This window comes from Bacillus glycinifermentans (assembly GCF_001042475.2).
Taxonomy (GTDB): domain Bacteria; phylum Bacillota; class Bacilli; order Bacillales; family Bacillaceae; genus Bacillus; species Bacillus glycinifermentans.
Map to the genome: position 1 here is coordinate 88503 of NZ_LECW02000045.1, position 14766 is coordinate 103268.

Sequence of the window (14766 nt, forward strand, 5' to 3'; positions counted from 1 at the left end):
GATGGCTCAGGAATCTCTAAACGCCTTTAAATGCAGCGCGGTATACTTCAGCCAATTCGGATACTAGCGGAAGCTTTGGATTGGCTGTTGTGCATTGGTCTTCAAAGGCCCGGTCTGCCATGATATCGATCTTGCTTTCAAATTCGGCGGCGTCTATGCCGTTCTGTTTGAGGCTCATCGGGATATCAAGCTCTTTGGCAAGCGCGACGATGGCCTTGATCAGGCTTTCGACGCCTTCTTCGGTTGTTTTGGCCGGCAAGCCGAGCGTTCTGGCGATTTCCGCGTAGCGCTGATCGGCTACGAAATGATTGTATTTCGGGAATGCCGTGAATTTCGTCGGTTTAGCCGCATTGTAGCGAATGACGTGCGGGAGAAGCACGGCATTTGCGCGTCCGTGGGCGATGTGAAATTCCGCGCCTAATTTATGGGCCAGGCTGTGGTTAATGCCCAGGAACGCATTGGAGAATGCCATGCCGGCGATTGTTGATGCATTGTGCATCTTTTCGCGGGCGATTTCGTCGCTGCCGTTTTTGTACGCTCTCGGCAAGTATTCAAATACAAGCTGGATGGCTTTCATTGCCAAGCCGTCGGTATAGTCGTTGGCCATGCAGGATACATAGGATTCAATCGCATGCGTCAAGACGTCCATTCCGGTATCAGCCGTAATATGCTTCGGCACGGTCATGACAAACTGCGGATCAATAATCGCCACATCAGGCGTTAGTTCATAGTCGGCCAATGGGTATTTCGTATTCGCCTCTTTATCTGTAACGACGGAGAATGAGGTAACCTCAGAGCCGGTGCCGGATGTCGTCGGAATGGCAACGAATTTTGCTTTTTCGCCTAATGCCGGATATTTGACGATGCGCTTGCGGATGTCTAAGAATTTTTGTTTTAAGTCAAAGAATTCAGCATCAGGGTGCTCATAAAACATCCACATTCCTTTTGCGGCGTCCATTGCAGAGCCTCCGCCGAGCGCGATGATGACGTCAGGCTGGAATTTGGCCATCGCCAGGGCGCCGTTCATCACCGTTTCGATTGATGGATCAGGTTCTACGTCGGAGAAAATGTCGCAATGAACGTAATCCGGGCGTTTTCTTAAATAGTGGAGGACGCGGTCGACATATCCAAGCTTCACCATTCCCGGGTCTGTCACGATAAACGCTTTTGAGATATTCGGCATTTTCGCTAAATATTGCGTTGCATGTTTTTCAAAATAAATTTTTGGCGGTACTTTAAACCATTGCATGTTGACATTCCTCTTTGCCACTTTTTTCGTATTGATTAAATGAACCGCACCCACGTTTGTCGAAACGGAGTTCCCGCCGTACGTGCCGCAGCCGAGCGTTAAGGAAGGCATGTAGGCATTATAAATATCGCCGATCGCTCCTTGGGAAGACGGCGCGTTGACGATGATCCGCCCGGCTTTCATCCGTAAACCGAATTGCTCAATGGCTTCAGGGTCGCTGGTATGGATGACCGCGGAGTGTCCGATGCCGCCGAATTCCAGCATTTCTTCGGCCCGTTTTAACCCTTCCTGGAGTCCGCTTACTTTGTAGCAGGCTAACACAGGACTTAATTTTTCCCTTGAAAGCGGGTATTCCGGCCCTACGCCTTTTAATTCGGCGACGAGGATTTTTGTATCCTCCGGAACTTTTATACCGGCCATTTCGGCAATTTTATAAGCCGGCATTCCGACGATGTCAGGGTTTACCGCACAGGTCGTTTCGTTGATAACCAATTTTTCCACTTTTGCTATTTCCGCCTCATTTAATAAATAGCAATTGTTGGAAGTTAATTCTCTTTTCACGTCTGAATAAACGTCTTTATCGATGATGACGGCCTGTTCTGAAGCGCAAATCATTCCATTGTCAAACGTTTTTGATAAGATCAGGTCGTTGACGGCTTGTTTCAAGTTCGCAGATCTCTCAATGTAGCATGGGACGTTTCCTGGTCCGACGCCGAGAGCCGGTTTGCCTGAGCTGTAAGCGGATTTCACCATGCCGGCCCCTCCTGTGGCAAGAATCAGGGAAATCTTCGGATGGGTCATCAACGCTTGGGTTGCTTCGCGCGACGGCGTTTCGATCCACTGAATGCAATGTTCAGGCGCACCTGCTTGAACAGCCGCGTCCCTCAAAATCTTTGCAGCCTCAATGCTGCATTTTTGAGCGGATGGATGGAAAGCAAACACGATGGGATTTCTTGTTTTTATCGAGATCAGTGATTTGAACATGGTCGTGGAAGTAGGATTTGTCACCGGCGTAACCCCTGCGATGACGCCGACCGGCTCGGCAATTTCAATGACTCCGTCGTGTTCGTTTTCGCTGATGATTCCGACGGTTTTGTCGTATTTGATATTGTGATAGACATACTCTGTGGCAAACATGTTTTTAATGATTTTATCTTCGTATACGCCGCGTTTTGTTTCCTCTACAGCAAGCTTGGCAAGGCGCATATGCTGATCAAGGCCGGCAAGCGCCATCTGTTTGACGATTTCATCGATCTGTTCCTGATCAAAGCTGCGGAATTCTTCCAATGCTTTAAGACCCTTGTCGACTAAACGGTCGATCATTTTTGAAACGTTTATCTTTTGTTTAATTTCCTTTTCTTCAACTGCCATTGTATAACCCTCCAATGAAGTGATAGAATTTTCCGAAAAGAGTGCAACGGCTTAAATTTGTGAAACATTTCACAAGAGATGTTAAAAATTTTTATGGCGATATGGGGATGGTTTGCTGTAAGAATATAAAGTTCCTCATGACACCTCACTCCTTGTTTTTTATGAATCTTATCATAGCACGGATTTGATATAATAATTTGTGAAATGTTGAACAAAGTATGAAACATGAATAAAAACGGGAAGATTTGCTTACGTGTGCATATTTTGGAAAGCGCTTTCGATTAGCGAGACTAGATCATAAGTCATCAAAAAAATATTTTGAAATAATAAAAACTGCACTTCCGATTGCTAACACAATCGGGTGCAGTTTTATTTCAAAAAAGCTTACTCATTCCATTCTGTGTGAAACACACCTTCGATATCTGTCCGCTCATACGTATGGGCGCCGAAGTAATCGCGCTGTGCCTGCAACAGGCTGGCGTTGGAGCGGCCTGTCCGGTAGCCGTCATAATAAGATAGAGCGGTGCTCAAGGCTGGGAACGAGATGCCTGAGCTGATACCTTCGCAGACGACTTTCCGAAGTCCTGTCTGGTAGTCTTTGAGCTTTTCTGCAAAGAAAGGTGCGATCAATAAGTTTGACAGGTCGGGCTGCTCGTTGTACGCTTCGCTGATCAGGTTTAAAAATTCGGCGCGGATAATGCAGCCGCCGCGGAAGATCAGGGCGATGTCCGAAAGCTTCAGGTTCCATCCGTAAAGCTCTGACGTCATTTTATACTGGGCGAAGCCTTGTGCATAGGCGCACACTTTTCCCATATATAATGCCTGTCTGACGTAGTCGATCCACACGTTTTTATCGAGGTGCCATTCTTCTTCCGCCGGACCGGCGAGAATTTTTTCCGCAGCCACCCGTTCTTCTTTTAAAGATGACAGGTAGCGGGCGAATAACGATTCCGTGATAATGGACGACGGAATGCCGTTGTCGATTGCCTGCATGCTCGTCCATTTGCCTGTGCCTTTTTGGCCTGTTTTATCAAGGATGACGTCGATCAGCGGGCCGCCTGTCCGGTCGTCCTTTTTCCTTAAAATCTCGGCAGTGATTTCGATTAAATAGCTTTTCAGCTCGCCTTGATTCCACGTTTCAAAAATGTCGGCGATTTCATCGATGGACAGCTGCAGTTTTTCTCTTAAAAATGTATAGGCTTCAGCGATCAGCTGCATATCCGCGTATTCGATCCCGTTATGGACCATTTTCACGAAGTGTCCGGCTCCTTTTGGCCCGATGTAGGTGCAGCAAGGGGAATTGCCAACTTGGGCTGCGATTTTGGTCAAAATCGGAGCAGCTTTTTCATAGACGTCCAGATCTCCCCCGGGCATGATCGAAGGACCTGTTAACGCGCCGACTTCGCCGCCGGAAATGCCGATTCCCAAATAGCCGATTTCTTCAGCTTTCAGCCTGTCGTATCTTCGTTCTGTATCTTCGTAGTGGGAGTTGCCGCCGTCCATGATGACATCGCCTTCTTCAAGCAGCGGCACTAATGAATCGATCACTGAATCGACCGCTTTGCCCGCTGTCACCATGAGAAAGATTTTCCGCGGCTTTTCTAAAGACTGGACGAAATCCTTCAGCTCGTAGTACGGGCTGAGAGGCTGTCCTTCACTTTTCTCCATCAGTTTATCGGTTAAATCCCTCGTGTAATTGTAGACAGCGACTTGCTCTCCTTTGCCGGCCATGTTTAAGGCAATATTGCTGCCCATCACTCCCAGGCCGATGACGCCAATTGTATTGACCATAATTCCAGCTCCTTCAACAATGTTATACAAATAGACTCAGCAGTAACGTAAATCCTAATCCGGCTACAGCGATGATCGTTTCGAGCAATGTCCATGTCGCAAATGTTTCTTTCATGCTTAAACCGAAGTACTCTTTGAACATCCAGAATCCGGCGTCATTCACGTGGGAAGCGATTACACTTCCGGCCCCGGTAGCGAGCACGACCAAGGCAAGGTTGACGTCAGAATGTCCAAGCATCGGAATGACGAGCCCTGTCGTCGATAAGGCGGCGACTGTGGCGGAGCCTAAAGAAATGCGCAGGATCGCCGCGATTAACCAGGCAAGCAGGATCGGCGACATTGCCGTTCCTTTGAATAATTCGGCCACGTAGTCGCCTACCCCGCCGTTGATTAATACTTGTTTGAAGGCGCCGCCGCCCCCGATGATCAACAGCATCATCCCGATTTGCGAAATGGCTGTCGAACAGGAATCCATTACCGTTTTAATCGGAATGTTCCTGGCGATGCCCATCGTATAAACCGCGACTAATAAAGAGATGATCATTGACGTAGATGCATTGCCGATCAAACGAATACCTGCAAGAATGCTATTATCTGCAAACCCCATCGTTTCTTGAAGCAGCGTGATGATCGTAGAGACGGACATGAGGATGACCGGAAGCATTGCTGTGAACACGCTGATTCCGAAACCGGGCGTATCTTCAAGTTTGAACGTTTTCTGCTCGCCTAAAGACGCGATATTTCCTGTTCTCGTAAACGAATCGGGTACGATTTTTTTCGCAAGCTTCGTAAATACAGGTCCGGCAATCAGCACCGTCGGAACTGCGATAATGAAGCCGTACAGCAGCACTTCCCCGATGTTTGCCCCGTATTCCCCGGCGATCGCCGTCGGCCCCGGATGCGGCGGCAGGAAGCCGTGCGTGACGGATAAGGCGGCCGCCATCGGGATGCCGAGGAACAGAATCGAAATTTTTAATTCTCTTGAAATCGCGAATACAATCGGAATTAATAATACCAGTCCTACTTCAAAGAATAAAGCTACACCGATAATGAATGAGGCGATCACGACCGCCCATTGGATATTTTTTTTCGCCGAATTTGTTGACGAGAGTCATTGCAATGCGCTGCGCACCCCCTGAATCTGCGATCAGCTTGCCAAGCATGGCGCCGAGTCCAAAAATCAAAGCGATGTGTCCGAGCGTTCCGCCCAATCCTTCTTCAATCGTGCTGACGATTTTGTCAAGCGGCATGCCGAGCGCTAAAGCAACGCCGAACGACACGATGATTAAGGAAAGAAAAGTGTTAAGTTTTAATCCCATAATGAACAGCAATAATACGATAATCCCGACTGCTACAATGATTAATGGCATGATAGCGCCTCCATTCCCTTTATTCGTTTATTAAGCTTCTTTGGTAATTTGCAATTTGTGCATACTCGGTTTCCAATGATCTTGATAAGTTGATGAAAATCGGCATCAATTTCCGGTACTCTTTCGCCGAAGCTTCAATTGGCGTATGCCGGTTGGTGCTGCCGATCATGTCGGATGCGACATCGAAAGATTTGAGTTTTCCTATGGCATACAGGCCTAAAATGCACGCGCCGAGACAGGAGCTTTCATAGCTTTCCGGAACGACGACTTCAGACTCGAATATATCGGCCATCATCTGGCGCCAAACGGCAGACCTCGCGAATCCCCCTGTCGCTTGAATCCTTGCGACGGGACCGTCCATGCACTCCGTGAGCGCCAAAAATACGGTATACAAATTGTAGATGACCCCTTCCAATGCGGCCCGGATCATGTGCTCTTTTTTGTGGGACATGGTCAGGCCGAAAAATGAACCGCGCACATCCGGATTCCATAAAGGAGCGCGTTCGCCTGCGAGATATGGGTGGAACAGCAGGCCGTCAGCACCGGGCCTTACGCGCTCGGCGATTTTGGTGAGTACATCGTATGGATCGATTCCCAGCCTTTTCGCCGTTTCGATTTCTGAAGAGGCAAATTCGTCTCTGATCCAGCGAAGCACGATTCCGCCATTGTTAACCGGTCCGCCGATGACCCAATGCTTTTCCGTCAAGGCATAGCAAAAGATTCGCCCTTTTTCGTCGGTTTGCGGGTTGTCGATGATCGTGCGAATGGCGCCGCTTGTCCCGATCGTGACTGCGATCTCGCCCTTCTTAATGGCATTGACGCCAAGGTTCGACAGCACGCCGTCGCTTGCCCCGATGACAAAAGGCGTTTCCGGATCAATTCCCATCTGCTTCGCGATATCCGGGTTGCAGCTGCGAAAGATCTCTGTCGTTGGCACGAGTTTAGATAAATGGTCAGGCGTGATGCCTGCGATCGTTAATGCTTCTTCATCCCAATCCAGCTTTTTGAGATTCATCATCCCCATGGCCGAAGCCAGTGAATAATCGACCACGTATTGACCGAAGAGTTTATGAAAGATGTATTCTTTGATCCCGATATATTTTTTTGTATTGGAAGCGATTTCATTATGCTCATGCACAATCCAGGCAATTTTGCTTAAAGGCGACATCGGATGAATCGGCGTCCCGGTCCGTTTGTAGACTTCGTGCCCGTTCAATTCGTCCTTGATTTTGCGCGCCCAGCCTTCGCTTCGGTTGTCCGCCCATGTGATGCAGGGCGTGAGCGGCCGCCCGTCTTCACCCATGGCAATGACGCTGTGCATGGCGCTGCTGAATGAAATAAATGATATCTTTTTTTCCTGGTGATGTTTCATGATGCCGGCAACCGCTTGTATCACCGCCTGAAAAATCTCTTCCGGTTTTTGTTCAGCAGTTGAGATATCCGGTGTGTAAAGCGGGTAACCGATATTTTCTTTTTGGATCACCTCCCCGTTTTCACTGAATAAAACGGCCTTTGTGCTCGTTGTGCCGATATCGATGCCTAACATGTAACTAGACATTTTCCTGTTCAGCTCCCTTCGTCAGCATTTGTTGCGACAGCCAAAGATCTTCTACTTTATCTTGAACATCATCAAAATTTTGATGTAGGGACTTTATCATCAGAGCCCGATCTTTCGTTTCGATCGCTTGAATATAGAGTTCATGATTATCAAAAATTCTTGTGAAATCTTCGTATTTTTCTTTTAAACGCGCCCGCATCGACAACAGAATAAAGCTCTCCATAACGGGTTTTAAATTATTCCATATCATCTGAATGTACGAATGATTGATGGAGCGTACGATCGTCTCATGGAACAAAACGTCCTGGTATGAGAACTCATCAGCATCTTCGTATTTGATCGAGACTTTCATCATTTCCAGTATCTTGCGAAGATCTTTGACTAACTGATCGGTGTCTATTCTGACAAGCCGCTCAAAGATGAACGTCTCGATCAGAAGGCGAACATCGTAAATCTCTCTGATCTCTTTTTCCGTTAGGCCGATGACAACGGCGCCCATTCGTTCCAGCCGGATGATTTTTTCGGTTGCCAGTATTCGCAAAGCCTCCCGTACGGGGGAGCGGCTTACCGAAAAATCGGCAGCGATTTTGTTTTCAGATAGAATGGTACCGCTTTCAATCACTCCTGAAATAATCCGCATCCTCAGCTCGCACGCAACGCGAACGCCTGTTGACGCCTTTGAAAGCCATTTGACGGGATATAAAAGGTCATTTGATTCGATCATAAACTCACCTTCCTAAACAATGAGTATACTTGTATACAAGTATGATAACTCTAATTTTATATTTGTGCAAACACTTTCATTTCTAATTTTTCGAAAAATTTTTCCCAGTAGAGGAGAGTTGTGCGATACCAGTATCTATATTAATTGTAAAATTGAAGGTTGTAGAGGGAGGTGATTATTATAATAGAAAAATGAATACACAAAGCGCAGTTTGCAGAATAGGAGGCAGGGACAGGAGAGTCTCATACATGAAGGGGGCTTTTAAGAATGGTTCGGTTCTAATTCTTTTATTAAAGGTTAAGAATTAGAACTTTCGAGAGCATAGGGGATGATTTTATTTCAATTCATTAGCAAGAAAGGTCTTGATCTCTAAAGTAAGTCGCGAAATCATGAAGGTACCTGAGACTGTGATTCACCATATCATTGTTTCGGCAGCCTTTTTAAGGGACTAAATTTTTGCAATTGATCGTTATGAGTACTCATTCATTAATTAAATTAACTAATTATGTTACAATAAATCCAATGATATGTTTACTTGGAGGTTTTCCATGCAGCGCGGCACATTTCAATTAATGAAATCAGTCAATAAATCGATCATTTTAAATAAAATCCGTACGTCGGAGCCTATTTCGCGGGCGCAAATCGCCAAAGAAACGGGCATCACGCCGCCTACGGTCAGCAGCATTGTCAAAGAGCTGATGGAGCAGGGCCTGGTTACAGAGAGTGCACTCGGCCATTCGAGCGGCGGACGGAAGCCGACGATGCTGCATATCAACAGCGGCGCGTTTTACGTGATTGGGGTCGATGCGGGGCCTGAGACGGTTGAATGTATACTAACCGATTTAACCGGCGAAATTTTTCACCGGACGTCAAGTTTGCTGAAAAAACCGCTAACAAATGAGCAGTTTATCAGCGTTCTAAAGGAAAACATCTATACCATTTTGCGCCTTTCCAATGCGAATCAGGAAAAAATCATCGGAATCGGGATCGCGATGCATGGGGTGGTCGACGTTGACACGGGAACTTCGCTTGTTGCGCCTATTTTACATTTAACCAACGTCCCGATCAAAGAAGCGCTTGAAGAAGAGTTTGGCTTTACGGTAAAGGTCGAAAACGATGCGCGGGCGATGGCATTGGGCGAATCGTGGTTTGGCGGCCACGGTGACGACGGCAGCATGGTTGCCGTCAACATCGGGCGCGGTGTGGGTGCAGGTGTTGTGATGAACGGAAAACTGTATCATGGGGCACACGGAATCGCCGGAGAATTTGGCCATATGATCGTTGATGTCAACGGCGACACCTGCGAGTGCGGCAACCGCGGCTGCCTGCAAACGGTCATAAGCGGCCCCGCAATTGCCGAACGGGGGAAAAAGCGGATAACGGACAGTGACGCCCGCCTTACGGCTAAAGAATTATTCGATTTGGCGCAAAACGGCAGCGAGGCCTGCATTGACTTGTTCCGCGAAACGGGCCGGATGATCGGGATCGGCTTAATCAACTTCATTCACCTCATCAACCCAAAGAAAATTGTGCTTGGAGGCGGGGTCATGAAGAGCGAAAAATTCATGATGCCGGTGATCCTTGAGACGATTCGGCAGCGGGCGTTGACAGCCGAAGCGAAGCAGACGAAGGTGGCCGTCACCCAGCTTGGCGATGATGCGACACTGCTCGGCGCCGTTTCCTTGCTGTTAATCGAATTATTTGATCCGGTTTGAAAAAAGGCTGAACCAAGCTTAAAGGTTCAGCCTTTATTGACCGTATCAATAAACCGGAGGTAAGCTTCACGGTCTTTTAATACCCCTGCGTCTTCGAGCGCTTTTACAAATTTCTTTCCGAGTTCTTCCCTTACGATCGATTCAGCCTCTTCGGGGGCGGAAACCCTCCCGTATTGATCTTTCAGCTGTTCGGCCCATTCCACGTGATACGGTGCCACGCTGCTTGGACGGCCTGACAGAAAGTCCTTGACCGCCGCCAATTCGTCTTTCAGCCTCGGCGGCAGGACGGCCAGCCCCATGACCTCGATTAAGCCGATGTTTTCCTTTTTGATATGGTGAACGTCTGCATGCGGATGAAAAATGCCGAGCGGATGTTGAGCTGATGTCCGGTTGTTTCTGAGAACGAGATCGATTTCAAACATCCCGCTCCTGTTTCTCGCAATTGGTGTAATCGTGTTATGCGGCGTGTCACCAGTAAACGCAAGGACGTCTGCTTGTGCATCCGAGTAGTTTTTCCAAGCGTGAAGAATGTCATCCGCTGCATCGGCAAGGCGGTCGATTTCTCTTCCTTTTAAGCGGATGACCGACATCGGCCATTTTAAAACAGAAGCTGTAATCTCCGGATGTTTCTTTAATTGAAACGAACATGCATCATCCGCGCGGGTCATGGCAAACTCGTAGCGTCCGGCCTGGTAATGGTCGTGGCTTAGGATCGATCCTCCGACGATCGGCAAATCGGCATTTGACCCGATGAAATAATGCGGAAATTTGTCGGTAAACACGAGCAATCGTTTAAATGCATTTTTGTCGATTTTCATCTCGCGGTGCTCTTCGGAAAATAAAATGCTATGTTCGGTGTAATACGCGTATGGCGAATATTGAAAATACCAATTTTCCTCAAGCAGCGGAATCCTGATGATTCTGTGGCTGGCCCGCGCGGGATGTCCAAGACGTCCTGCGTATCCTTCATTTTCCTTGCACAACAGGCATTTCGGGTAGCTCTCTGCCTGCTTTGCCGCGCGCTCCCGTTTGATTTGTTCAGGGTCTTTTTCGGGCTTTGACAAATTGATCGTAATATCCATTTGACCATAGACGGTGTCCGCTTGATAAGAAATATTTTTTGCGATCTGCTTCGTTTGGATGTAATTGCTGTTTTTGCTGAGACGGTAAAAATAGCCGGTTGCCGCAAGCGGCGATTGCTGATACTTTTGATTGAAAATCGCATTGATCACAGATGGTCTTGCGACAAAGCAATTCATGATATTTGCCGACAATATTTCTTTCGCCTCCGGGGCGTCCGTTATAACGTCCTCTTTGACGGCGCAGGCGACTAAGCTTTCAAGCAGGTCGGGAATGGATTCATCAATTGTTTCAATCTGCCCTTCGGGGAACGACACCAGCCCGAGCTGGTCCAACACTTGATTTCGCGCGTAATTGACGTCGGCCGGTTCGATTAATTCCACTGCGAGCGCTTTTTGAATAAGGCTCTCAATATATTTGTAAACCAATGTTACTCTCCCTTTCCGTAGCCGTTTGGATGTGAGGAATGCCATTTCCAGGCGTCTTCGATGATTTTGGCGACGGACGTGCGCGACGGTTTCCAGCCGAGCACTCGTTTTGCTTTAGAGGAGCCTGCTATTAAAATGCTTGGATCGCCGGCTCTCCGGTCGCCGATGTTCGCTGGGATCTCTCTGCCTGTTACCGTTCTTGCGGCATCGATCATTTCTTTTACCGAAAAACCCTGGTTGCTTCCGAGGTTGAATACGTTGCTTTTGCCGCCGTGTCGCAAGTAATCCAATGCCAACAAGTGGGCATCGATCAGGTCTTCGACATGGACGTAGTCGCGGATGCAGGTTCCGTCGGGAGTGTCATAATCGCCGCCGAAAATGGTAATGTGTGATCTTTGTCCGAGAGCCGTCTGCAATATAATCGGGACGAGGTGTGTTTCGGGGCGGTGGTCTTCGCCGATATCCCCCGTTTCCCTTGCTCCTGCGACATTAAAATAGCGCAGAGAGACATAGTTGATGCCGTGGGCTTCGTCAGTCCGCTTGATTAACTTTTCCATGATCAGCTTCGTTTCCCCGTACGTACTGGTCGGAACGGTCGGCATCTCCTCTGTAATCGGTACAGATTCGGGTTCCCCATAGACGGCTGCGGTCGAGGAGAACACGATGTTCTTCACCCCGTATTCGATCATGACCTGAAGCAGAACCTGCGTCCCATGCACATTATTATCAAAGTATTTGAGGGGATGCTTCATCGATTCGCCGACAAGCGAATTGGCGGCGAAATGGATCACATCATCGATCTGTTCTTTTTGAAAAACAGAACGAAGAAAATAGATGTCGCGCACGTCCCCTTCATAAAAATGAGCCTCGGGGTGTACGGCTTTTCTTTGGCCCGTTTCAAGATTATCAACGATTACAACGCTTTCACCTTTGTCTATTAGCTGATAGACGGCATGTGAACCGATATAGCCGGCTCCGCCTAAAACCAACACGCTCATATGAATGCTCCTTTCTCGATTTCTTTTGCACCGTCGCTAATCTTTGCTGTATAAAACGCCGGCTCATACCCGACCGTTTCACGGTATACGGCATAAATGCTTTTCTTTACATCATCAGCTCTTTCCTTCTCAACGATCGCAATCGCGCAGCCGCCGAATCCGGCTCCGGTCATGCGGGCGCCCAGCACTCCCTGCTGTTCCCAAGCGGTCTCTACAATCGTATCAAGCTCAAGTCCTGTTACTTCATAATCGTGTTTTAAGGATAGATGAGACTCGTTCATCAGCTTGCCAAAACCGATGAGATCGCCTTCTCGAAGCTTTTCCAGCGCATCTAAAGTCCGGGCGTTTTCATACACGGCGTGCCTGGCGCGTTTTCGATTGATATCATTGCGGATCAGGTGTTGATAGGCGTCGAATTCCCCGATTGTCAATTCGCCGAGGCTTTTGATGGATCTCTCCTTTTGCAAATCGCTCAGCGCCGCTTCGCATTGGGTGCGCCTTTCATTGTACTTCGAGCCTGCCAGATCGCGCCGCTTATTCGTATTGATGATCAGAATCACATGGTCATTCAATACGACCGGTGCGTATTTGTATTCCAGCGTACTGCAGTTCAAGAGGATGGCATGATCTTTTTTTCCCATGCCGATGGCGAATTGATCCATGATTCCGCTGTTGAGGCCGATGTATTCGTTTTCTACTTTTTGTCCAAGTTTAATCATGGGTACGTGTTCCATATTCAAATCAAAAAGTCCGTTCAATAGAACGCCTGTTGCAAGTTCAATCGAGGCAGAAGAAGAGAGCCCGGCTCCGTGCGGAATATTTCCGTAATACAAAATATCAGCGCCGTGCGAAATGCTGCAGCCCGCTTCCTTCATAAAAAGAAACATGCCCTTCGGATAATTTGCCCACTTGTGAGATGTGTCAAAAGCTAAATCGGACAGGTCGCATTCAATGACTCCGACGTCGGGAAAATTCATCGAGTAAAAACGGATTTTCGAATCGTCCCGCTTCATACCAAGCGCATACGTACCATACGAAATAGAAGCGGGGAAGACATGACCTCCGTTGTAATCCGTATGCTCGCCGATCAGGTTGATTCTCCCCGGGGCAAAAAAGGTTCTGGGCGTCTTTGCCGTACCAAAAATAGAACGAAATTCGTTTAATAAAGAAGAAGCAGTATTCATAATTCCTCCTATTATTTTGACATTGGCCAAACTTAATAAATTAATTTAATTAAGTTAATCCAAGTGTACTATGTCTTATGAAGCGGCGCAATAAAAAGTGTTTTGTCAATTTATAAAATCTTCAGCGGGAGGATCAGCACTTGACTTTTGGAGAAATACAAGTTAAATTAGTAAAATATTTTACTAAAGAGATCGGCTCATGGAGGTTAAAATCGTGGCGACTATTAAAGAAGTGGCAGAAGCGGCAGGGTATTCAATTTCAACAGTTTCCCGCGTTTTGAATAATGATTCGACCCTTTCCGTGCCTGATGAGACACGGAAAAAAATATTTGAAGTGGCGGAAAAGCTGAACTATCGGAAGAAAACGGTCAGAATGCTGGTGAAAAACATTGCTTTTTTATACTGGCTGACCGATAAGGAAGAGCTGGAAGACGTTTATTTTAAAACGATGAGGCTGGAAATCGAGAAGCTGGCAAGCAAGTTTAACGTGGAACTGACCACGTATAAAATTTCCGACGGCGTCGAGGCCATCCCCGAGGATATCGGGGGGTTCATCGCAGTCGGGTCGTTTTCGGAAAAAGAACTGGCTTATTTGCGGAGCATTACGCCGCACGGAGTTTTTATTGATTCTTCCCCTGATTCCGATCATTTTGATTCGGTAAGGCCTGATTTAATGCAAATGACAAAAAAAACGGTCGATTTTCTTATTGAAAAGGGGCACGAAAAGATCGGGTTTATCGGCGGAACTTATCACAACCCGAACACAGACGAAGATGAGATGGACATACGGGAGCGGACATTTCGCGCTTATATGAGCGAAAAAGGGCTGCTTGAGGAACATTATATGTTTTGCCGCAGGGGCTTTTCCGTCGATAACGGCTACCATCTGATGGGCAAAGCGATCAATGAGCTCGGCGAAAAGCTTCCGACGGCGTTCTTCACGGCCGCTGATCCGATTGCTGTCGGCTGTCTCCAAGCCTTGAATGAAAAAGGGATCGCCATACCGGGCAGGGTCAGCATCATCAGCATCAACAACATCAGCGTCGCGAAATATGTATCGCCTCCGCTGACGACGTTTCATATCGATATCGGGGAATTGTGCAAAAACGCCATTGAGCTCTTGCTCGAACGGGTATTAGAAAAGCGGAACATCGTGAAGACGCTGTATCTTGGGGCTGAACTGGTAGTAAGAAAAAGCACAAATTAAAACAAGGGCACGGCTTTTCATAAGCCGTGTTTTATTTTTCGTAAAATATTTTACCTTTTTAAGTAAAAAAGTTGTTTACAGTTTTTCTTGG

General features: G+C 47.5%; 9 protein-coding genes and 1 pseudogene. 2 read left to right on the plus strand and 8 right to left on the minus strand.

Features of this window, described 5'->3' with window-relative positions; genetic code table 11:
• Nucleotides 1-16: 16 nt before the first annotated feature.
• The 5 genes and pseudogenes from adhE to AB447_RS19935 form a co-directional block, all read right to left on the minus strand.
• A complete protein-coding gene (gene adhE, locus AB447_RS19915; protein WP_048353368.1) occupies nucleotides 17-2620 on the minus strand; it encodes a bifunctional acetaldehyde-CoA/alcohol dehydrogenase in 2604 nt (867 codons plus the stop codon).
• Nucleotides 2621-3004: 384 nt separating this feature from the next.
• Entirely contained in the window at nucleotides 3005-4411 is a 1407-nt protein-coding gene (gene gnd, locus AB447_RS19920; RefSeq protein WP_048353369.1) for a decarboxylating NADP(+)-dependent phosphogluconate dehydrogenase, read from the minus strand.
• Nucleotides 4412-4433: 22 nt separating this feature from the next.
• Nucleotides 4434-5781 (minus strand): annotated as a pseudogene (locus AB447_RS19925) (GntP family permease).
• A gap of 19 nt (nucleotides 5782-5800) precedes the next feature.
• The gene (gene gntK, locus AB447_RS19930) at nucleotides 5801-7339 is read right to left on the minus strand and encodes a gluconokinase (RefSeq protein ID WP_048353370.1); all 1539 of its coding nucleotides are present in this window, start codon (nucleotides 7337-7339) and stop codon (nucleotides 5801-5803) included.
• The gene (locus AB447_RS19935; RefSeq protein ID WP_048353371.1) at nucleotides 7332-8063 is read right to left on the minus strand and encodes a GntR family transcriptional regulator; all 732 of its coding nucleotides are present in this window, start codon (nucleotides 8061-8063) and stop codon (nucleotides 7332-7334) included. The genes gntK and AB447_RS19935 overlap by 8 nt, the downstream gene beginning before the upstream one ends.
• Before the next feature lie 548 nt (nucleotides 8064-8611).
• On the opposite strand from AB447_RS19935, the gene AB447_RS19940 reads away from it, so the two are divergent.
• Entirely contained in the window at nucleotides 8612-9778 is a 1167-nt protein-coding gene (locus tag AB447_RS19940) for an ROK family transcriptional regulator (protein ID WP_048353372.1), read from the plus strand.
• 26 nt (nucleotides 9779-9804) lie between these two features.
• On the opposite strand, the gene AB447_RS19945 is transcribed toward AB447_RS19940, so the two are convergent.
• Genes AB447_RS19945 through AB447_RS19955 form a run of 3 tightly spaced genes read right to left on the minus strand, consistent with a single transcriptional unit; the run spans nucleotide 9805 to nucleotide 13468 of the window.
• Nucleotides 9805-11331, minus strand: coding sequence for a UDP-glucose--hexose-1-phosphate uridylyltransferase (locus tag AB447_RS19945; protein ID WP_411801402.1), 1527 nt, complete (start codon nucleotides 11329-11331; stop codon nucleotides 9805-9807).
• Entirely contained in the window at nucleotides 11289-12284 is a 996-nt protein-coding gene (gene galE / locus AB447_RS19950) for a UDP-glucose 4-epimerase GalE (protein ID WP_057957726.1), read from the minus strand. Before galE ends, AB447_RS19945 begins: the two co-directional genes overlap by 43 nt.
• The gene (locus tag AB447_RS19955; protein WP_057957727.1) at nucleotides 12281-13468 is read right to left on the minus strand and encodes a galactokinase; all 1188 of its coding nucleotides are present in this window, start codon (nucleotides 13466-13468) and stop codon (nucleotides 12281-12283) included. Before AB447_RS19955 ends, galE begins: the two co-directional genes overlap by 4 nt.
• Before the next feature lie 214 nt (nucleotides 13469-13682).
• Between AB447_RS19955 and AB447_RS19960 the strand changes: the two genes are divergently transcribed.
• Nucleotides 13683-14675 (plus strand): LacI family DNA-binding transcriptional regulator, encoded by a 993-nt coding sequence (locus AB447_RS19960; protein WP_048406345.1) that lies wholly within the window; start codon nucleotides 13683-13685, stop codon nucleotides 14673-14675.
• The last annotated feature ends 91 nt before the right edge of the window (nucleotides 14676-14766 follow it).

What these genes read in the sequence shown, in the direction of transcription:
- adhE (WP_048353368.1), bottom strand. Translation starts at nt 2,620, where the DNA reads ATGGCAGTTGAAGAAAAGGAAATTAAACAAAAGATAAACGTTTCAAAA.
- gnd (WP_048353369.1), bottom strand. Translation starts at nt 4,411, where the DNA reads ATGGTCAATACAATTGGCGTCATCGGCCTGGGAGTGATGGGCAGCAAT.
- gntK (WP_048353370.1), bottom strand. Translation starts at nt 7,339, where the DNA reads ATGTCTAGTTACATGTTAGGCATCGATATCGGCACAACGAGCACAAAG.
- AB447_RS19935 (WP_048353371.1), bottom strand. Translation starts at nt 8,063, where the DNA reads ATGATCGAATCAAATGACCTTTTATATCCCGTCAAATGGCTTTCAAAG.
- AB447_RS19940 (WP_048353372.1), top strand. Translation starts at nt 8,612, where the DNA reads ATGCAGCGCGGCACATTTCAATTAATGAAATCAGTCAATAAATCGATC.
- AB447_RS19945 (WP_411801402.1), bottom strand. Translation starts at nt 11,331, where the DNA reads ATGGCATTCCTCACATCCAAACGGCTACGGAAAGGGAGAGTAACATTG.
- galE (WP_057957726.1), bottom strand. Translation starts at nt 12,284, where the DNA reads ATGAGCGTGTTGGTTTTAGGCGGAGCCGGCTATATCGGTTCACATGCC.
- AB447_RS19955 (WP_057957727.1), bottom strand. Translation starts at nt 13,468, where the DNA reads ATGAATACTGCTTCTTCTTTATTAAACGAATTTCGTTCTATTTTTGGT.